This is a genomic window from Hymenobacter polaris, from assembly GCF_012927305.1.
Lineage (GTDB): Bacteria > Bacteroidota > Bacteroidia > Cytophagales > Hymenobacteraceae > Hymenobacter > Hymenobacter polaris.
The window spans coordinates 994,711-1,013,371 of the sequence record NZ_JABBGH010000002.1 but is presented as its reverse complement, the minus strand read 5'-3'; the positions used below and the strand labels follow the sequence as shown (position 1 = coordinate 1,013,371).

The following is an 18,661-nucleotide window of genomic DNA, read 5'->3' as shown; positions in this document are numbered from 1 at the left end:
GCTATTTTTTTATAGAGTTTAACGAGGATTTTATCAGCTCAACGGGTAACGTCCTATTTTTGGACAAAATTTATACATTTGAGAAATTTTAAATAAGCATCAGCGACAACGTCGATTAGTTTATAATTGCATATTTCTTACTAGTACCCGTTTCCATCTTATGGGTTTCCCCCGTTGAACTACTCAGGCACTACCCAGATACTCTTGACCACTAACCAACCAAACACTGTTACTCTACCCTGTATCTTATGCAACAATTATTACGTTTTCTAGGGCTGTTGCTGGCGGGTGCGGCCCTACTACGCCCCGGCGAGGTGCTTGCTCAAGGCATGGCCTTTTCTTGCGACGGCACTTTCTACCAAATTCGGCAGGTAAACTCTACCTCCCAGATTTTTAAAGTAGACCGCAGCACCGCCTCTTACACAACCACGCCGCTTAATATTCAGGGTGGCAGTAACGACCTAGGAGTACTTGTAAATGGCCTGGCTTATAACTCGCAAGACGGGTACCTGTACGCGCTAAGTACGCAAGGCTCGGGGGGCAACAATGCTTACACGGATATCTCCCTTTACAAGATTGGGCAAAGTGGCCAAGTGAAAGTTGGTGGGCCCATCACCGTAAATAACGCAGCGCTGGGGCTAGTAGTAGCTTCGGGCACCTTCGATAAAGCAGGTAACTACTACTTCACGTCGCAAAACACGGGTACCGGCACGGCCGCAGCTAACTACAACGTGTACCGGCTGCAGCCTACCAGCAGCACGCCCACGGCCGCTACTCAGCTCACCACGCAGCTTGCCGGGGGCGGCGCCAACTCTTATACCTTTTACGACATAGCCTACAATCCCATCGACAACAATCTGTACGGCACGCTTGGCACCGGCTCGCTCTACAAGATAGTACTGAGCGGGGGCACCCCAACGGCCCCAACGGCCGCCACGGTAACACAAATCACCCCTAACAGCAACGGCGCTTCGCCCATTGGCTCGGCATTTTTTGACGTGGCCGGCAACATGTATGGCTACTCTAACGGCACTGTCAGCACAACCAACCCCGTTCCCGGCGGCTTTTATTCTATTGACCTTTCAACGGGGGCCTATACCCTTATCAGTTCCATCGACCCCGCTAGCGTGAGCGACGGGGCCAGTTGCATCAATCCCGGCAGCACCATCGATGTGACAAAGGAGCTAACCAACGTGAAAGCGGTCGACGCCTCCACCTTTGACATCAGCTACGCCATTCGGGTGCGTAACACCTATTCTACGGCGCTCGCTAATGTGCAGGTATCGGATATTTTGAAGGGCAACACTACCACGACTACAAACGTGCCGTTTCCAACCGCTACAGCCATCACCATACAGGGCCAGCCGGTAGTAACCAATTACGATGGCGCAACCCTGGTAGCCAATGCCAATTTCAATGGCCTGAGCACGGCTACTACCGGCTCCCTAGGTGGCGGCGCCCTGCTCAGCGGCGACCAATCGCTGACGGCGGGGCAGCGGGCGCTGATTACCTACACTGTGCGCGTGCAATTTGGGACCAGCGCAGCCAACGTACCTACCACGGCCCGCAACAATACGGCCTACGCCACCAGTACTGCGACTAGCCCTAATAAAGGCTACAGCCTGCTCTCGAATGACGTACTTCTAACGCCCAATGATTTGGTGGCCAACGATGCTTCCACCAATACTGCGGCCTTTCCGGCTTTGCGCAGCACGCTCACAAACGGCACCCCTAACCCAGTAGATGCCCCGGCGCCCACGCCGGTTACGTTCGCGCCGAGCATCAACGGCACCGTGTTTGAGGACGTGAACTACGGTGGCGGCCTAGGGCGCAGCCTGGGCACCAGCCAGGGCGTAGGCCGCTCGGGTGCCCGTGTGGAGCTTTACACGGGCCTTACCACGGCCGGCGTCACCACCTACACCTTCGATTCGTTTCAGCTAACGGCTGCCGACGGCAGCTACTCCTTCACGACCCTGGCCAACGGCAATAAGCTAACGAGCGGGGCTAACTACGTCGTGCGCGTGGTGAACAGCACCGTAAGCAGCAGTCGGGCTGGTTATGCGGCAGGCCTGCTGCCAGTGCAAACCTACCGCACCAGCGTAAATGCCACCAACGGCACCGTACCTGACCCCAACCGGGTAGGCGGCGAGTACCCCGGCCGCACCGATGCCGGCAACGGCGGCACCGGCACCACACTGGCTACCCTTTCTCCGGCAGCGGGCACTACGGCGGCCGAGAGCATCAGCTATATTACGGCGGGCACCAGCACCACCCCCTCGCCGGCGGTAGAAGTAGATTTCGGCTACAACTTCGACACGGTGGTGAATACCAACGACACGGGCCAGGGCTCGCTGCGGCAGTTCATTACCAATGCCAACGCTCTCGCCAACGACGGCCTGGCGCAGGCGGCGGCCAGCTCGGGCGGCCCCACGCCCGCCGCGGGCGTCGAAACCAGCATCTTTATGGTGCCCGATGGAAAGGCGCACCCCGGCCTGAATGCGTATGACAGCGCCACCGGCCCCAACGCCGGCCTGGCCTCGCAGCTTACCAACGGCGTGGCGGTAATCAAGCCTGCCACGGCGCTACCGGCCCTAGGCAACGCCAACAACACCTACGCGGCTAACACCAGCATCGACGGCACCACCCAGACCCAGAACGTGGGCGACACCAACAGCGCGAAACTGGGTGCGGGCGTCAACGTGGGCACCAGCGCCACTACCCTGGCGCAGGTGAACGGTCCCGAGGTGCAGCTAACGGGCAACACCAACCTGGCCCTAGGGCTCGATGTGGCCAGCACGGCCACCAATACTACCCTAAAGGGACTGGCTCTCTACGGTTTCGGCAACGCGGTGAACGACGATAACAACGCGCTGGTACGCTCGAATGCGGCGGGCTTCAGCATCACGCAAAGCGTACTAGGCTCCTCAGCCACGAGCTTTAGCGCGCCCACTACCACCAGCACCACCACCACGAATGCCAACGCCCTCAATATTGTGAACAACAACGGGGGTAGCGCAACCGTCAGCAACAACCTCATTGGCTTTGTCAATGGCAAGGGCATCGCCCTAGGGGCGGGGGTAGTCGGCGCTAGTATTACGGGCAACGAGGTGCGCGGCAACGACCAGGGCAATGCTTACCTGGCAGGCCTCGACATCCAGGGCAGTTCGACGGTGGTGAGCGGCAACCTCTTTACCGGCAACGCGGGCGAGGGCATCAACAGCAACAACTCCAACGGCAGTAACCTCATTAGCGGCAATACGGTAACGGGCAACGGCGTGGGCACCGCCAATACTGGCCCAGTAGCCACCTCGGGCATTTACGTATATGGACCTAGCAACACGCTGCGCCAGAACGTGGTAGCCAACAACTACGGGGCGGGCATTATGCTCAATAACGGGGCCAGCGCTACCACCATCAGCCAGAACTCCATCTACGGCAACGGCACGGTCAGCTCGCTCAACAACACGGCTGCCAGCGGCGACATTGGCATCGACCTGCAAACCAACGCCCAAACCAGCGCCGCGGGCACCGCGCCCTACGTGACGCTGAACAGCGCGACTACTGCCGGCGCCAACGGCCTAGTGAACTACCCCGTCATCACCTCGGCTTCGGTAGTAGGCACCAACCTGCTGGTGCAGGGCTACGCCAAGGCGGGCGCGGCCATCGAACTCTTTACGGCCCAGGCCAACCCGAGCGCGTTGAATGCCACCGGAGCCAACTTCGGCCAGGGCAAAACTTACTTGACTACCCTCACGGAAGGCAACACCAATACGGCCGCGGGCCCGGTAGATACCAACTCCGGCACGGGCCTGAGCTACTCGGGCAATATCAACGGCTTTGACCAGGGCTCGGACACCAACGCCAACGGCTTCTCGTTTAGCGTGCCCCTCTCGTCGCTGCCCGGCGGCACGCTGGCGCTGGGCACGCTGCTCACGGCCACGGCCACGGTGAGCAGCGCCACGTCCGAGTTCTCGGGCAACGTGACCACCACGCCCCCCGCCCTCACCGGCTACGTGTACGAGGATGTGAACTACGGCGGGGGCCTAGGCCGCCCGCGCAGCGCCAGCGGGACCGTGACCCGCCCCGGCGCCAAAGTAGAGCTGTATGACGCCAACGGCAACTACGTCTCTACCGCCATCACCGATGCCAACGGCCAGTATACGTTCAACGTGAGCGTGGGCAACTACACGGTGCGCGTGGTCAACAACTCGGTGCTTTCGAGCCGCACCGGCGCCACGGCCGCCAGCGGCACAGCCACCACGGGCTACGTGAGCAACCAGGTGCCGGTGCAGACCTACAACGGCACTACCAACCGCGTAGGGGGCGAAAACCCCGCCTACACCGACGCCCTGGCCAACTCAGGCAACCAGACGCTAGCCTCACTGAGCAGCGGCACCGTGCTACCCGAGTCGATTGCTGCGGTAAGCGTAAGCAGCGGCACCGCCAATGTAGGCCCCGACTTCGGCTTCAATTTCGACCTGGTAGTGAACAACAATGACGCCCCAACGGTAACAACGACGACCGCCAACGGCACGACGACTACCACCGTCACGGTGACCGGCAACAATGCCCAGGGCTCGCTGCGCCAGTTTATCATCAACAGCAATGCCCTAGGGGGCGAAGCCAGCCTAGCGCCGGTTTACACCGCCACCAATGGCAGCACCACGGCCCTGACCACCGGGCAGGAAACGAGCATCTTCATGATTCCCAACGGCTCGGCAGTAGCCGGCCAACGCGCGGGCCTCACTAATGCGGCCGGCACGGCCAACTTCACGATGCCTAACAATGGCTCGGGCACCGCAGCCACCATTACGCTGGCTGCGGCCCTGCCCGCTATCACGGGCGCGAACACTAGCCTTGATGGAGCAACGCAAACCCGCTCGACGGGCGACAGCAACGCGGCCACAGCTACGGCAAACGGGGAGTCGACGGGCCCCGAGGTACTGATAAATGCCAGTAGCATGACCACTGGCAACGGCGCCAGCGGCACGGCCCTGACCATCGCGGCCAACGATGACCAGCTGCTGGCCCTAGGCCTCTACGGCGCTACTAACGGTGGCGGCAGCGTGGGGGTGGGCATTAGCGGCGGCGCGCTGCGGACCATCATCCAAAACAGCACCATCAATAATAACGGCGCCAACGTCACGTTCTCGAACTCGGGTACCGCCAGCGCGGCCACCATCTCGAACAACATTATCCGCGACTCGCGGCGCGGCAATGCCGACGGTATTGAGTTGAATGGTGGCAACAGCAACATGACCATCAGCGGCAACCAGCTGCTGCGCAACAATGGTTTCGGCATTGATTTTATCGCTGGGGCTAACTCGGGCAATACCATTACCAACAACATTTTTTCAGGTAATGGCACGGGCCTGGGCAACTCTACTACGGGGCAGGGCTCGGGTATTGGCCTGCGGGGCGGCAACTCTAACAACAACGTTATCAGCAACAATAGCTTCACCAATAACAATGGGGCGGGTATCATTGCCAAGTCGGGTACTACCGGCAACATCTTCAGCCAGAATAGCTTTTCGGGCAATGGCACCGGCACTAGCTCGACCACTGCGGGCCTAGGCCTGGGCATCGACCTGATGGCCACCGGCGCCAGCGGCGACAACGGCGATGGGGTGACCAAGAACGACAACGGCGACGCGGATACCGGCGCCAATGGGCTCATCAACTACCCCATTCTGCAATCGGCGGTGATTAATGCTAACGGCACCGTGACGGTCACTGGCTTTGCCCGCTCCAATGCCCGCGTAGAGCTGTACCTGGCGGCCGACGACCCCACCCACTTTGGTGAGGGCGTGAACTACCTCACGACCTTTACCCAGGGCAGCGCCGCCGGCACCGCTGGGGGCCTAACCACCGGCGCCGCCACCACCTACTCGGGCGTCCTCAACGATGGCCTCGACCAGGGCACCGACAACACGCTCACCTTCACGTACACCTTCACGCCCACGGCCGCCCAGCTCACCCAGCTGCAAGCCAGCTCGGCCCTGCTGACCTCGACGGCTACGCTGACGGCGAACGACGGCAACGGCAACTTCGGCACCTCGGAGTTCTCGGGTAACGCCCGCATTTTCCAGGCGCCGGTGCCTAATGATGCCACCAACGCCAGCGTGCCAAACAACACTGCCAACCCGGTAGCGCTGAACCCTAACATGTCGGGCACGGCCCTAGGCCTAACGGCTAACGTCACGACTAGCACAGCTAACTCCATTGTGAGCTACACCGTGGGGCTGCCCAGCAGCGGCACGCTCTACTACAACAACACCCCCCTGACAGCGGCCACCGTCATTCCGGCCGGCAACCTCAATCAGCTTACCTTCAAGCCGGTGGCTGGCTCTACCAACACCGTGACGTTTGCCTACACGGCGCTGGATGCCAACGGTTTGGCTAGCAGCCAGCACAGCGCCAGTGGCACCCTCCGCAGCGGCTCGGCCGTCTACACCATCCCGGTTACCGCGCCGCTGCCGGTGGAGCTGGTGCAGTTCGAGGCCCAGGCCGTGCTGAACCGCGACGCCCAGCTCAGCTGGACCACCGCCTCGGAGCTCAACAACGCTCGCTTCGTGGTGGAGCGCAGCCTCGACGGGGTGCGCTTCACCCCGGTGGGCCAGCTGGCCGGCCAGGGCTCCACGGCCAGGGCCACCAGCTACGCCTTCACCGACGCCGGCATCGGGCCCAAAGTAGCCGGCGGCCAGCCCGTCTACTACCGCCTGCAGCAGGTCGACCAGGACGGCACGGTGCACTACTCGCCCGTGCGCTCGGTCAGCTTTACGAAGTCGGCGGCCCTGGCCCTGGCGCTCTACCCCAACCCGACCAGCGCGGCCACGGGCCTGGACTTGAGCGCCCTGCCGACCACCGGCACCTACCAGGTGCTGCTGCTCGACGCCACCGGCCGCCAGGTGCGCCAGCTGACCCTAGGCGGCGGGCTGGTGCAGCACCTGGAGCTGAGTGACCTGGCCACCGGCACCTACCAGGTGCTGGTCAGCGGCCAGCGGCCCGACGGCTCGGTGCTGCGCCAGGTGCTGCGCCTCATCAAGGAGTAAGCCCCTAGGGCCCTCCCAGCTAGTAAAAGCCCCCTGCTTCTCTGAAGCGGGGGCTTTTGACTTGTGGGCAGTAGCTGGGCGAGGCCCCCTTTTTTAGCGCCGAAACGCTGGCTGCTGCGCGGGCGCGTGTGCGGCGGCGCAAGCCGGAGCCTGGGCAACCCCACCGGCACCCGCGCGACTCTTGCCAGTGCGCGGGCTTCGCTGGCGCGCCAAGGCCGACGTTTTCGCGTACGCCTTCTGCCGGCTTTTACGTTTGTTCTACTTATCTATTCCCCCCTTATGAAACTTCCGCTTTTACTGGCCCTGGCGGCTTGCTTATTTCGCCCAGGTAGCGCGCCGGCCCAGGTGCTGCCCAGCCTCAGCGGCGATTGGCGGGGCTCGCTGGGGCCGCTCACCCTCACGGCCCACCTGCGCGACCCGGCCGGCGGCCCGCGCTCGGCCACGCTCGACGTGCCCGAGCAGCACGCCCAGGGCCTGCCGCTGGAATTTAGCACGCGCAACGACAGCGTGTTCCTTTACCTGGCCGTGGCGCACGCCCGCTTTGCCGGCAAGCGCGCGGCCGACGGGCACACGCTGGTCGGCGACTGGGAGCAGGCCGGGCGGCTGATTCCGCTCACCTTCACCCAATTGGTGGCGGGGCAGGCGTCCGCCGCGGCCCCTAGGCGCCCCCAAACGCCCAAAGGCCCCTTTCCGTACCGCAGCCGGCCGGTGACGTTTGCCAGCTCCGCGCCGGGCGTGATGCTGGCCGGCACCCTCACCGAGCCGGCGGGCACGGGGCCGTTTCCGGCCGTGGTGCTACTCACCGGCTCGGGGCCCGAAGACCGCGACGAGACGCTGTTCGACCACAAGCCCTTCGCCGTGCTGGCCGACTACCTGACCCGGCGCGGCGTGGCCGTGCTGCGCTTCGACGACCGGGGCGTGGGCCAAAGCACCGGCACGCTGGCCGGCACCACCAGCGCCGACTACGCCGCCGATGCCCGCGCGGCCCTAGGGTGGCTGCGCGCCCAGCCGGGCATTGCCCAGCAGCACGTGGGCCTGCTGGGCCACAGCGAGGGCGGCACGGCGGCGGTGCTAGCGGCTGGCCGGCCCCAGGGGCCTAGTTTTTTGGTGCTGCTGGCCGCGCCCGGCATTGCGGGCAACGAGCTGATAGTGCAGCAAACCGTGGCCCTGGCCCGCCTGCAAGTGAGCGACCCCGCCGCCCTGGCTGCCACCGAGCGGCAGGAGCGCGAGCTGCTGGCGGTGGTGCTGCAAAACCCCGATAACGCCCAGGCCCGCGCCAAGCTGCGGCCGCTGCTGGCGTCAGCCGGCCTCAGCGCCGACCGCACCGACCAGGTAATCGGCCAGCTGACGTCGCCCGGCTACCGCGCCCTGCTGGCCGACCGCCCCGCCCGCGACCTGGCCCAGGTGCACTGCCCGGTGCTGGCCCTCAATGGCAGCAAGGACCTGCAAGTTGCCGCCGGCCCCAACCTGGCTGGCATCCGGCAAGGCCTGCAGGCCGCGGGCAACCGGGACGTGACGGTGCGCGAGCTACCCGGCCTGAACCACCTGTTTCAAACCGCCGCCACTGGCAGCATTGCCGAATACAGCACCAGCGAAGAAACCTTCGCCCCAGTTACTTTGCAGGCAATTGGCGACTGGGTGCTGGCGCATGGCAAGTAGCCTAGGGGGCTGCGGGGGCTTTCATTCAAAACCGCCCTTCGGCCCCGCCGCCGCCGGTGCTGCCGCCGCCAAACTCGAAGCCGGGTGTGGGCGCGGCGGGCACGTGGGCCGTTTCGAGTTGCACGAAGCTTTCCAGGTTGACGGGCGGGCGCACGTCGTCGTCGGCCTCGGCGGTGAGGCCGTGGCGAGGGCGGCGCAGGTAGCGCAGGGCAGCCAGCGCGCCCAGCAGCAGCAAGGTGCCGGCCAGCGTGGCGGCCACGGCGGGCGGCAGCACCGCGTGGTAGGTGCGCAGGGTGAAGATGGAGAAAGCCAGCGCCAGCATCCCTAGCCACAGCAGCAGCCGGTCGTGGCGGCGCAGGGCCAGCCCCAGGTAGGCGAGCGGCCCGGCACAGGTGAGCGCCCAGAACAGCCCGGCGAAGGGAATTTCAGTTGACGGGCCGACCCCGCCCCGCAGCGCGGCGTTGCCCTCGCGCACCACTAGGTAGTTGCCGGCCAGGTAGAGCGTGGCCAGCCCTAGGGTACGCAGCACGTAGTAAGCCGGGCGGTAGTAAAAATAATCGGCGCGCGCGGGTAGCCGCCGCAGCCCCCAGAGCAGCGCGCCCGCCGCCAGCATTAGCCCAAACGGCAGCAGGGCGCGGCCCAGGCTGCTTTGCAGCAGGGCATTCGCCCCTAGGGCCAGCCCGGCCACCCAGGTGGCAGCGGCCACCAGCGGGTCGGCGTAGCGCACCAGGGCTAGCAGCAGCGCCAGCAGCACGGGCACCAGCCACAGCGCCAGCCGGGGGCTGGCCAGCGAGTCGAAGCCCGTATCACGCAGGGCGTAGCCAATTAACCAGGCCCAGGCCAGCAGCGCGCTGTAGAGCAAGGCGTTATCAGCCCCCGAGCGGTAGTGCTGACCATTGCGCACGAGCAGCTCCAGGAACAACAGCGAACCCAGTAATAGCAGGATACTATAAAATAGGGGGTGCCACTCGCCCACCAAGGCGGCGAAGGAGCCGCTGGTAGCGCTGATACAGAAGGCCGTGGCTATAAACAGCGCCATCCGCACCCACCACGCGGGCCGGTAGTACCCTAGGGGGTAGGCTGCCTCGATGGCCACTTGCTGGCTGGCCGTGAGCAGGCCGCGCCGCTGCCAGCGCTGGGCAGCTTCGCGCAGGGCCGCGTGAGTAGCCCAGGCTTCGGGGTAGGCTTTGAAGCTCATACGCGGCGCACGATTTTTTTCAGGTTGACGAGCATGAGTATCAAGCCGGCCAGCGACGAGGGGAAGTAGAATATCGCCAGCGGCCACAGCATGTCGCCGAGGCTCAGGAGCAGCAGTATCCCCAGCAGGGTAAAGGCCACGTAGCCGTAGGCCGCGCCCAGCAGCAGAAACAGGTAGGACTGCGAGCGACGGGCGTACCACACCAGCGCCAGTGCCAGCCCCAGGGCCAGCAGTAGCCAGGGCGCTGCTACCCAGGCGCTGCGGTTCCAGTCGTAGCGCGTCAGGGCCAGCCCTAGGGCACCTACCTCGGCCAAATTGCTTCCCGCCAGCAGGTAGGTGAAGGCGAAGTGCGGCTTGCGCCGGAAATACTCCGAGGCCAGCCCGGCGGCCAGCAGTACCACGCCCAGCCCGAGGGCCGGCCCAGCCAGGGCACTCTCAAATAGCTCGCCCCGCAGCACGGCCAGCGGGCTGGTGCTTACGCCCACCCACGTGCCCACTGCCGCAATGCCCAGCCCTAGCACGCCCCGGTGGTCGTAGCGGTAGGCCAGCGGGAAGAACACCAGCGCCGGCAGCAGCGTGGCCAGCCCGTAGCGCTGCCCAAACATGCCGTACTGCACCTGCACGTAGCCTTCGAGCCCCAAAAACAGCAGGCAGCCCAGCAGCAGCAGGTAGTCGGCCGCCACGCGGGTGCGCGGCGCCTCGCCCCAGCTAAAGGCCGGCCGGTGCCGCGCCGCGTAGGCAAAGCACGCCAGCATGGCCGCCGCCATCAGCGCCGTTATTACGCTGTGGCCCAGGCTATCGCGGTTTTCGTACAATAGCACCCCTAGGCCCCCGGCCAGCAGCGTGCTACCTAGGTAGAGCAGCGCCCGCAGCTCGTAGTGCAAGGAAAAGGGCCGGGCGCGCTCGGCTTCGGCAATGGCAGCCACCTGGGCGGGGGGCAGCAGGCCAGCGGCTTGGAGCTGGGCCAGCAGGCGGGCAGTGGGCGGCGTAGGCAGCATGAAGTAAGGCTGAAAAACCAGCTTAAACATACGCGCCGCCTACCCAGTTTGCGCCAGCCCCGGCCCAACCGCCCCGCGGCTGCTTGCGTAATGCCGAGCACAGCATTAGCTTACTGCATGGCGGAGCTTCATATCCAACCCAAAAAATCGGCCCCTAGCCCTTGGTTGCTGGTCGTGCTGGCCATCATTGTACTAGCCCTAGCCGCTTATTTCTTTCTGCGCCCCGACCCGGCCGATACGCCCCCGGTGCCGGCCGCGACGCCCGCCGCCTCGGTGCCGGCCACCGACACGCTGGCCCCCAACACCCCCGCCGCCGACGCCCGCGCTACCCCGCCGGCCGACAACGACTCGGTAACCCGGCAGGCGGCGGCCCAGCCGGCGGCGGCCTCGCCCACCCGCACGGCCCTGCTCGAGCTTAGCCCCACGCTCACCCAGCTCACCGACCGCCCCGACCTGCGCGACGACGCCAGCGTGCGCGAGCAGCGCGACAACTTCACCAGCGCCACCGCTCGCCTGGCCGACGGCGACCCGCAGGCTAGCCTGCGCCCCGGCCTGGTAGCCGCCGCCAGTCTGCTGCTGGCCATTCAGCAAAAGGCCTACCCCAACCTCGAAGCCGAAGCCAACGGCCTGCTGCGTCAAGCCAACTCCCTCTCGGGCCGCGACGCCACCCCCGCCGAGCAAACTCTGAACAAAGAGTATCTGGCGCAGCTCTCGGAGCTGGCCAACACCATGAGCTACCCCGCGCGCGATGTCTTATAGCCTGCTTCTGCTACCTGGCAGGCTGCTGCCCCTAGTAGTGGTGCACGCGGCCCTCGCCGGGCTCGTAGCGCCTAGGCCGGCCGCCAGTTGCCCGGCCCCCGCCTACCACCCTATGGCCCCCACCCAACAACCCGGTGCCGACCCGCGCACCGGCCTGCTGATGCTGGCGCCCTACATCAGCCGCCTCACTGCGGCCCCCAAGCTGCAGGGCGACGCCCACCTCAAGGAGCTGAACGACACCTTTGTGCACGAGGCCACCCAGCTGGAGCAGGCCGCCCCCACCGCCAATCTGCACCCCGTTATGCTAACCGGCGCCAGCCTGCTGCTGGCCATTCAGCAAAAGGCCTACCCCAGCCTGGCGGCCCCGGCCCAAGCGCTGCTGCGCCAAGCCCAGGCCCTGCCCGGCCGCAACGAAACCCCCGCCGAGCAAACCCGCAACAACCAATTCTTGCAGCAAGAGTCGGCGCTGTTCAAGCAGCTGCTGGCCCTCACGCCCGGCACCCACCCCTAGGCCCATTTTTATGTCCTCGCCCACCATTGTGCGCCGCATGCGCGACCTGCCCGATTTTGAGATGGCCCCCAATAGCCCCGACGTGCGCGGCTGGCCGGTGCGCGGCGGCGACGGCCAGCCCCTGGGCACCGTCGATGAGCTGCTCGTAGACCCCGCGGCCCGCGCAGTATTGTACCTCAACGTGGTGCTGGAGCCCGGCCTGCCCCAGGTGCCCCCGCCCCCACCCCACGCCGACCACCGCATCCTGCTGCCCGTGGCCGCCGTCAACATCGACACCGAGGGCCAGAGCATTTTCGTCACCCAGCTGCGCCGCGATACCGTAGCCACCTACCCGCCCTTCGTCGATTTTATGCTCCCGCCCGACTTCGAGGCCGCTATGCAGGAGGCCCTAGGGTAGCAGGCAAACCAGCACGTCATGCTGAGCGCAGCCGAAGCATCTCTACCGAACGTCACCCGGACGATGCGGCAGAGATGCTTCGGCTGCGCTCAGCATGACGTGCTGGTTTGCTCGTTTTGCTAGTTCGCCCGCACCATGTCGGCCACGGCCTCTACCCAGTAGGGCTCCGAGTTGAGGGAGGGCACCAGCTGCCAGTGCGCGCCGCCGGCTTCCTCAAACAGCTCCTTGAACTCCATGCCCACCTCGATGGTGGTTTCGAGGCAGTCGGCCACGAAGGCAGGCGAGAAGGCCAGCACGTTTTTGATGCCTTTGGCGGGAAACTCCTTAATTACCTCGTCGGTATAGGGCTGCAGCCAGGGGTCGCGCAGGCGGCTTTGCAGGCGGCTCTGGAAGGTGACGGTGTACTGGTCGTCGCGCAGCCCTAGCGCCGCCGCCAGCAGGCGCGAGGTGGCAAAGCACTGCGCCCGGTAGCAGTAGCGGTTGTTCTTATTGTAGGTGTTGCAGCACTTGCCCAGCTGGCAGTAGCCCTTGAAACTGCCCTTCAGCACGTGCCGCTCCGGGATACCGTGGTAGCTGAACACGATGTGGTCGTAGTCATGCTTGGCCAGCTCGGCCCGGCCGCGCTTGGCGAAGCTCTCGATAAAGCCTGGGTCGTCGGCGAAAGTGCTGATGAAGTTCACGCTCGGCACTATCCACCAGTCCTTTACGATGTCCATCACCTTCTCCTGCACCGAGCCGGTGCTGGCCGCCGCGTACTGCGGAAACAGCGGCAGCACGATGATGCGGTCCACGGCCGCGTCGCGCAGCTCCTCCAGCGCCTTCTCGATGCTGGGCTTCTGGTAGCGCATCCCGAAGACCACCACGTAGCCCTCGCCTAGGGTCTGTTGCAGGTGCTTTTGCAGGTCGAGGCCGTGGAAGAGCAGCGGCGAGCCGCGCTCGTCGTCCCAGAGCTGCTGGTAGATTTTGGCCGACTTGGGCGCCCGCAGCGGCACCACCAGCCCCTGAAACAGGGGGTAGCGCACGGCCGCCGGCATGTCAATCACGCGGGCATCGGTCAGAAATTCGTTGAGGTAGCGGCGCACGTCGCCGGTTTGGGGCGAGTCGGGCGTGCCCAGATTTACTAGCAAAACGCCAATGCGGCGGGCGGGGGTAGGCATAAATAATAGGGGATATCCACTACCATACAAAAGTACGGCCGCTTGGTTTCGGGCGGCGGCCGGTACTTTGCGGCCGCCCCACCCCGGCCCCCTTCCTTTAGCCTTTTCCCGTGCCTTCCGCCGACGCTACCCTTTCCGTCACCTCGGCCGCCTTGCTGCTGCACGCCGCCGCCCAGCGCGGGGCCGACGCGGCTGCCCTCAGCCAGGCCGCCGGCCTCGATGCCAGCCAGCTCCACAACCCCGACGGCCGCCTGCCCATCGCCACCATGCAGCGCCTGTGGCCGCTCGCCGCCGCGGCCACCGCCGACCCCTACCTCGACCTGCACCTGGCCGAGCACGCCAACCCCGCCCAGTTCGGGCTGTTGGCCTACGTGCTCATGCACAGCCCCACCCTAGGGGCGGCCGTGCAGCAGCTGTGCCGCTACCAGGATATTGCCTGCAACGGCACCCGCACCAGCCTGCGCCGCCTGGGCGCCAGCATCGAGCTGGTGGTCGAGCTGACTAGCCCCGCCATCGTGCACCCCCATTTCGTGCTCAACTCCGAGCTGCTGGTATACCTGCAAATGCTGCGGATGCTTAGCGGCCAGCCCCTGGCGCCCGAGGCCGTGCGCCTGGCCTACCCCGCCCCGGCCGATGCCCGCGAGCACCGGCGCGTGTTTGCCCCCGCCCCAGTGCAGTTCGGCACCCCCGACTCGGCCCTGCGCCTGCCCGCCGCTGTGCTCGAGCTGCCCGTGCTCAACGCCGACCCGCACCTGCTGGCCCTGATGGAGCCACGCGCCGCCGCCCTGCTGGCTCGCCTGCAGCAGCCCACCGCCGCCCTGCCCGACCGCGTGCGCCACGAAATCGTGCGCCTGCTTAAGGGCGCCGCCCCCACCCTGGCCGCCGTGGCCGATGCCCTGTGCCTAGGCTCCCGCACCCTGCAGCTGCACCTGCGCCAAGCCGGCCACACCTATCAGCAGCTGCTCGACGAGGTGCGCCGCGAGCTGGCCGAGCAACACCTGCACGACCAGCACCACAGTACCACCGACATCGCCTTCCTGCTGGGCTTCGCCGAGCCCAGCGTGTTCGTGCGCTCCTTCAAGCGCTGGACCGGCCAAACGCCGGGCGCCTTCCGGCGGGCAGCAGTCGCTGCGTGAGGAAATCTGCACGTCTGCCAAAAGGCCTGTCATTACGAGCGCAGCAATCGCAACCCGGACGACACTCGCCCGACGACGTTCTGGTGCGATTGCTGCGCTCGTGCTCGCAATGACGGGCAATTTTATACTACTACCGCCTCGCGCTTAGCATCGACCCAGTACCCTAGGGCCACGAACAGCCACAGCGCCTGCCCGCCCCAGGCCAGGGCCGGCACACTAGCCGGCGTGGGCCCCAGCTCGGCGCTGAGGTACGACAGCACCAGCAGTGCCGCCAGCACCCACAGGCCATAGCGGCCGGCGGGGGTGCGGGGCCGGGTGCGGCGCACGTACACCCACAGCCCGGCGGCCAGCGTGCTTAGCTCCAGCAGCAGCGTGGGCACCAAGTAGTGCCACAGGCCCAGGCCCAGCTTGGGCGAGGTACCCAGGGCCAGCGGCAGGTCGGGGCGGTGCATCAGCAAATCGAGCAGCCAGTGGCTGGGCACCAGCAGGCCCACCAGCAGCGCCCCGCGCCAGTTGCGGCGCAGCAGGCCATAGCCCACCCCTAGGGCCAGCCCCAGCAGCACCTGCGCCAACAGGCTGTGCGAGAAGGGGTAATATTCAAAGTTGAAGGGCGAGGCAGCCAGCAGGCCGGGCACTATCTGCACGCGCTCGACGCCCAGCAGCAGCAGCGTGGGCCACAGCAAATCGGCCAGCTGCGCGGCCAGAAACAGGGTGCCCAGCGATACGCGGGGCTGCAGGGGCTTGGCCGCCAGCGCGGCACCAAAATGACCTAGAAACATAGTAGAGGCCCTAGGGGCGTTTGTTCAGCACAAAGGTCCTGGCCGCCACCGCCGCCCTTGCTGACGCTTTCCGCAAATCGAATTGACTTTTCGCGCAAGGCCCGGCGGGTGAGCCATGACAAACCCGGCGAGCTATTCGCACGGCAATGGCGGCCGGAGGCTTAACATTTCGTACCTTTGCGGCCTCATTTTCAAAAACATCCCTAGCGTGAACCCCGAACCCAAGCCACATCGCGCCGGCTTTGTCAGCATCATCGGCAAGCCCAACGTGGGCAAGTCGACGCTGATGAACGCGCTCGTGGGCGAGCGCCTAAGCATCGTCACCAGCAAGGCCCAAACTACGCGCCACCGCATCCTGGGCATCCTCAACGGCGACGATTTCCAACTCATCTACTCCGATACGCCCGGCATCATCCAGCCCAAATACGAGCTGCACAACGCCATGATGGCTTTTGTGTACTCGTCGCTGGAAGACGCCGACGTGATTCTGTTCGTCACCGACATCTACGAGAAGCACGACGAGGAACCCGTGGTGGAGCGCCTGCGCAAAACCGAGGACGTGCCCATCATCGTGCTGGTGAACAAGATAGACCAGGCCGACCAGGCCGAGGTCGAGGCCAAACTGGCCTACTGGAAAGAGCACCTGCCCAATGCCACCGAAGTGCTGCCCATCTCGGCTCTCAACGCCTTCGGCACCGAGCGGGTGCTGCAACTGGTGCTAGAGCACCTGCCCCTGCACCCGCCTTACTACCCCAAAGACGAGCTGACCGACAAGCCCGAGCGCTTCTTTGCCGCCGAAATGGTGCGCGAGAAAATCTTCAAGCTCTACAAAAAGGAAGTTCCCTACAGCTGCGAGGTCGTCATCGAGGAGTTTAAGGAGGACGACGAAATCATCCGCATCCGCGGCGTCATCTACGTCGAGCGCAGCAGCCAGAAAGGCATCATCATCGGCGCCAAAGGCGAGGCCTTGAAAAAGGTCGGCACCTGGGCCCGCGAGGAGATGGAGAAGTTCTTCCAGAAAAAAGTGTTCCTGGAGTTGTTCGTCAAGGTGAATGAGAACTGGCGCACCGACGCCAAAGCCCTCAGCCGCTTCGGCTACAAAGAGTAAATCATTGTCATGCTGAGCTGGTCGAAGCATGACAGAACTCAAAAAACCGACCTTACATCACTTAATTACTCCGGGTACTGCCGCGCATTGGTCGGGCCGGCGGCTGGAGTCAAGCCAATGAATACCATTGCAATAGTGGGCCGCCCCAACGTGGGCAAGTCCACCCTGTTCAACCGCCTGGTGGGCAGCCGCCAGGCCATCATGGACAACCAGAGCGGCGTGACGCGCGACCGTCATTACGGCTACGGCGACTGGACCGGCCACAACTTCACCGTCATCGACACCGGGGGCTACGTCCACAATTCGGAGGATATTTTTGAGGGCGAAATCAACAAGCAGGTCAAGCTGGCCATCGACGAGGCCGACGTGGTGCTGTTTATGGTGGACGCCGACGCCGGCCTGCACGGGCTGGACGAGGAATTTGCCCAGGTGCTGCGCCGCTACATCGGCAAGAAGCCCATTTACATCGTGGCCAACAAGGCCGACACCAACCTGCGGGCGCACGGCTCGGGCGAGTTCTATGCCCTAGGGCTCGGCGACACCGAGGTGTTCGCCATTTCGTCGCAAAACGGCTCGGGCACCGGTGAGCTGCTCGATGCCGTGGTCAGCCACTTCCCCGAGGTGGGCGAAGAAGCCCCCAACTCAGAGCTGCCGCGCATTGCCATCATCGGCCGCCCCAACGTGGGCAAGTCGTCGTTTGTGAACCTGCTGCTGGGCGAGGACCGCAGCATCGTGACCGACGTGGCCGGCACCACCCGCGACGCCATCGAGGCCAAGTACAGCGCCTTCGGTCACGAGTTTATGCTGGTGGACACGGCCGGCCTGCGCCGTAAAGCGCGCGTGAACGAGGACATTGAGTTCTACTCCAACATGCGCTCGCTGCGGGCCATGGAGGCCGCCGACGTGTGCGTGGTACTGCTCGACGCCAGCCGCGGCATCGAGGCCCAGGACGTGGCCATCATCGCCCTGGCCGATAAAAACCGCAAGGGCATCGTGATTTTGGTGAATAAGTGGGATTTGATTGAGGGCAAGGAAACCAATACCGCCCGCGACTTTGAAGCCAAGATTAAGGAGAAAATTGCGCCTATTGCCTATCCGCCCGTCTTATTTATTTCGGTATTGAATAAGCAGCGCGTGCACAAGTCGTTGGAAGTCATCATGGAAGTGTACGCCAACAAGCGCCGCAAGATTCCAACTTCGCAGCTTAACGACGTGATGCTAAAGGAGATTGAGAAGTACCCGCCGCCCATTCAGAAGGGCAAGATGGTGCGCATCAAGTATGCCACCCAACTGCCCACCCACAACCCGGTGTTCGCCTTCTTCTGCAACCTGCCGCAGTACATCCCCGATTCCTACGCCCGGTATCTGGAGAACCGGATGCGCGAGCACTTCGACTTCACGGGCGTGCCAATTGGCCTGGCCTTCCGAAAAAAGTAGAATTTTCTCCTACGGTTGGGTTACCTGCCGGGTTAGCCGGTATAAACGCCCGGAAACTGTAAACTTCCCTAACCAACTTCGACCATGAAAAAAGTACTGTTCCTCGCCGTTGCCGCTGTATCGTTCTCGCTCGCTTCGTGCGACAGCAAAAAAGAGGATGCTGCCGAAAATAAGGCTGACGCCGTAGAGGCTAACGCCGACGCTAAAGCCGACATGATGGAGGCTAAAGCCGACTCGACCCGCAAGGCTGGCGACAACATGTCGGACGCTATCGAGAACAAAGCCGACACCACCAAGAAAATGTAATTACGCTGGCCAGCCTGTTCGGCTGACCGCTGTTTACTACAAAAGCCCCGCTCCTCGTGAGCGGGGCTTTTTATTTTGGCTACACAACCAATTAATTATCTGTGTGCTTAAGCAACATACTGCTGCTAGCTTATTCCTCTTGTCTAGCTCAGCAATACAGCTAT

13 protein-coding genes are annotated in these 18,661 nt (G+C 64.3%); 9 read left to right on the top strand and 4 right to left on the bottom strand.

Features of this window, described 5'->3' with window-relative positions; translation table 11 throughout:
- Nucleotides 1-248 precede the first annotated feature (248 nt).
- Nucleotides 249-7,052 (top strand): beta strand repeat-containing protein, encoded by a 6,804-nt coding sequence (locus HHL22_RS14500; protein ID WP_169532061.1) that lies wholly within the window; start codon nucleotides 249-251, stop codon nucleotides 7,050-7,052.
- A 279-nt stretch (nucleotides 7,053-7,331) separates the two neighbouring features.
- Nucleotides 7,332-8,711: an alpha/beta hydrolase family protein gene (locus tag HHL22_RS14495; protein ID WP_169532060.1), complete on the top strand. Its 1,380-nt coding sequence runs from the start codon at nucleotides 7,332-7,334 to the stop codon at nucleotides 8,709-8,711.
- A 25-nt stretch (nucleotides 8,712-8,736) separates the two neighbouring features.
- Here HHL22_RS14495 and HHL22_RS14490 read toward each other — a convergent pair whose 3' ends face one another.
- Both HHL22_RS14490 and HHL22_RS14485 read right to left on the bottom strand, forming a co-directional pair.
- Nucleotides 8,737-9,909, bottom strand: coding sequence for a hypothetical protein (locus HHL22_RS14490; protein WP_169532059.1), 1,173 nt, complete (start codon nucleotides 9,907-9,909; stop codon nucleotides 8,737-8,739).
- Nucleotides 9,906-10,907 (bottom strand): DUF2157 domain-containing protein, encoded by a 1,002-nt coding sequence (locus HHL22_RS14485; RefSeq protein ID WP_169532058.1) that lies wholly within the window; start codon nucleotides 10,905-10,907, stop codon nucleotides 9,906-9,908. Before HHL22_RS14485 ends, HHL22_RS14490 begins: the two co-directional genes overlap by 4 nt.
- Before the next feature lie 117 nt (nucleotides 10,908-11,024).
- Between HHL22_RS14485 and HHL22_RS14480 the strand changes: the two genes are divergently transcribed.
- From HHL22_RS14480 to HHL22_RS14470, 3 genes are all read left to right on the top strand, one after another.
- Nucleotides 11,025-11,666, top strand: a complete 642-nt coding sequence (locus tag HHL22_RS14480) for a hypothetical protein (protein ID WP_169532057.1) — start codon at nucleotides 11,025-11,027, stop codon at nucleotides 11,664-11,666.
- Nucleotides 11,667-11,778: 112 nt separating this feature from the next.
- Nucleotides 11,779-12,177, top strand: coding sequence for a hypothetical protein (locus HHL22_RS14475; protein WP_169532056.1), 399 nt, complete (start codon nucleotides 11,779-11,781; stop codon nucleotides 12,175-12,177).
- A 10-nt stretch (nucleotides 12,178-12,187) separates the two neighbouring features.
- Entirely contained in the window at nucleotides 12,188-12,574 is a 387-nt protein-coding gene (locus tag HHL22_RS14470) for a PRC-barrel domain-containing protein (RefSeq protein ID WP_169532055.1), read from the top strand.
- Between the two features lie 119 nt (nucleotides 12,575-12,693).
- Here HHL22_RS14470 and hemH read toward each other — a convergent pair whose 3' ends face one another.
- Entirely contained in the window at nucleotides 12,694-13,731 is a 1,038-nt protein-coding gene (hemH, locus tag HHL22_RS14465; RefSeq protein WP_169532054.1) for a ferrochelatase, read from the bottom strand.
- Nucleotides 13,732-13,841: 110 nt separating this feature from the next.
- Here hemH and HHL22_RS14460 point away from each other — a divergent pair, with 110 nt between their 5' ends.
- Complete coding sequence (locus tag HHL22_RS14460; protein ID WP_169532053.1) at nucleotides 13,842-14,867, top strand: AraC family transcriptional regulator; 1,026 nt, start codon at nucleotides 13,842-13,844, stop codon at nucleotides 14,865-14,867.
- A 122-nt stretch (nucleotides 14,868-14,989) separates the two neighbouring features.
- Here the strand turns inward: HHL22_RS14460 and HHL22_RS14455 are convergent, their stop codons facing one another.
- A complete protein-coding gene (locus HHL22_RS14455; RefSeq protein WP_169532052.1) occupies nucleotides 14,990-15,646 on the bottom strand; it encodes a hypothetical protein in 657 nt (218 codons plus the stop codon).
- 208 nt (nucleotides 15,647-15,854) lie between these two features.
- Here HHL22_RS14455 and era point away from each other — a divergent pair, with 208 nt between their 5' ends.
- The 3 genes from era (at nucleotide 15,855) to HHL22_RS14440 (ending at nucleotide 18,497) form a co-directional block, all read left to right on the top strand.
- Entirely contained in the window at nucleotides 15,855-16,754 is a 900-nt protein-coding gene (gene era / locus HHL22_RS14450; RefSeq protein WP_317172669.1) for a GTPase Era, read from the top strand.
- 117 nt (nucleotides 16,755-16,871) lie between these two features.
- Nucleotides 16,872-18,191, top strand: a complete 1,320-nt coding sequence (gene der / locus HHL22_RS14445) for a ribosome biogenesis GTPase Der (RefSeq protein ID WP_169532050.1) — start codon at nucleotides 16,872-16,874, stop codon at nucleotides 18,189-18,191.
- A gap of 84 nt (nucleotides 18,192-18,275) precedes the next feature.
- Nucleotides 18,276-18,497, top strand: coding sequence for a hypothetical protein (locus HHL22_RS14440; RefSeq protein WP_169532049.1), 222 nt, complete (start codon nucleotides 18,276-18,278; stop codon nucleotides 18,495-18,497).
- The last annotated feature ends 164 nt before the right edge of the window (nucleotides 18,498-18,661 follow it).

Bases quoted from the DNA above. Each gene is read 5' to 3' on its own strand.
- HHL22_RS14480 (WP_169532057.1), top strand. From the start codon at position 11,025: ATGGCGGAGCTTCATATCCAACCCAAAAAATCGGCCCCTAGCCCTTGG.
- HHL22_RS14485 (WP_169532058.1), bottom strand. From the start codon at position 10,907: ATGCTGCCTACGCCGCCCACTGCCCGCCTGCTGGCCCAGCTCCAAGCC.
- HHL22_RS14490 (WP_169532059.1), bottom strand. From the start codon at position 9,909: ATGAGCTTCAAAGCCTACCCCGAAGCCTGGGCTACTCACGCGGCCCTG.
- HHL22_RS14500 (WP_169532061.1), top strand. From the start codon at position 249: ATGCAACAATTATTACGTTTTCTAGGGCTGTTGCTGGCGGGTGCGGCC.
- HHL22_RS14470 (WP_169532055.1), top strand. From the start codon at position 12,188: ATGTCCTCGCCCACCATTGTGCGCCGCATGCGCGACCTGCCCGATTTT.
- der (WP_169532050.1), top strand. From the start codon at position 16,872: ATGAATACCATTGCAATAGTGGGCCGCCCCAACGTGGGCAAGTCCACC.
- HHL22_RS14440 (WP_169532049.1), top strand. From the start codon at position 18,276: ATGAAAAAAGTACTGTTCCTCGCCGTTGCCGCTGTATCGTTCTCGCTC.
- hemH (WP_169532054.1), bottom strand. From the start codon at position 13,731: ATGCCTACCCCCGCCCGCCGCATTGGCGTTTTGCTAGTAAATCTGGGC.
- HHL22_RS14495 (WP_169532060.1), top strand. From the start codon at position 7,332: ATGAAACTTCCGCTTTTACTGGCCCTGGCGGCTTGCTTATTTCGCCCA.
- HHL22_RS14455 (WP_169532052.1), bottom strand. From the start codon at position 15,646: ATGTTTCTAGGTCATTTTGGTGCCGCGCTGGCGGCCAAGCCCCTGCAG.
- HHL22_RS14475 (WP_169532056.1), top strand. From the start codon at position 11,779: ATGGCCCCCACCCAACAACCCGGTGCCGACCCGCGCACCGGCCTGCTG.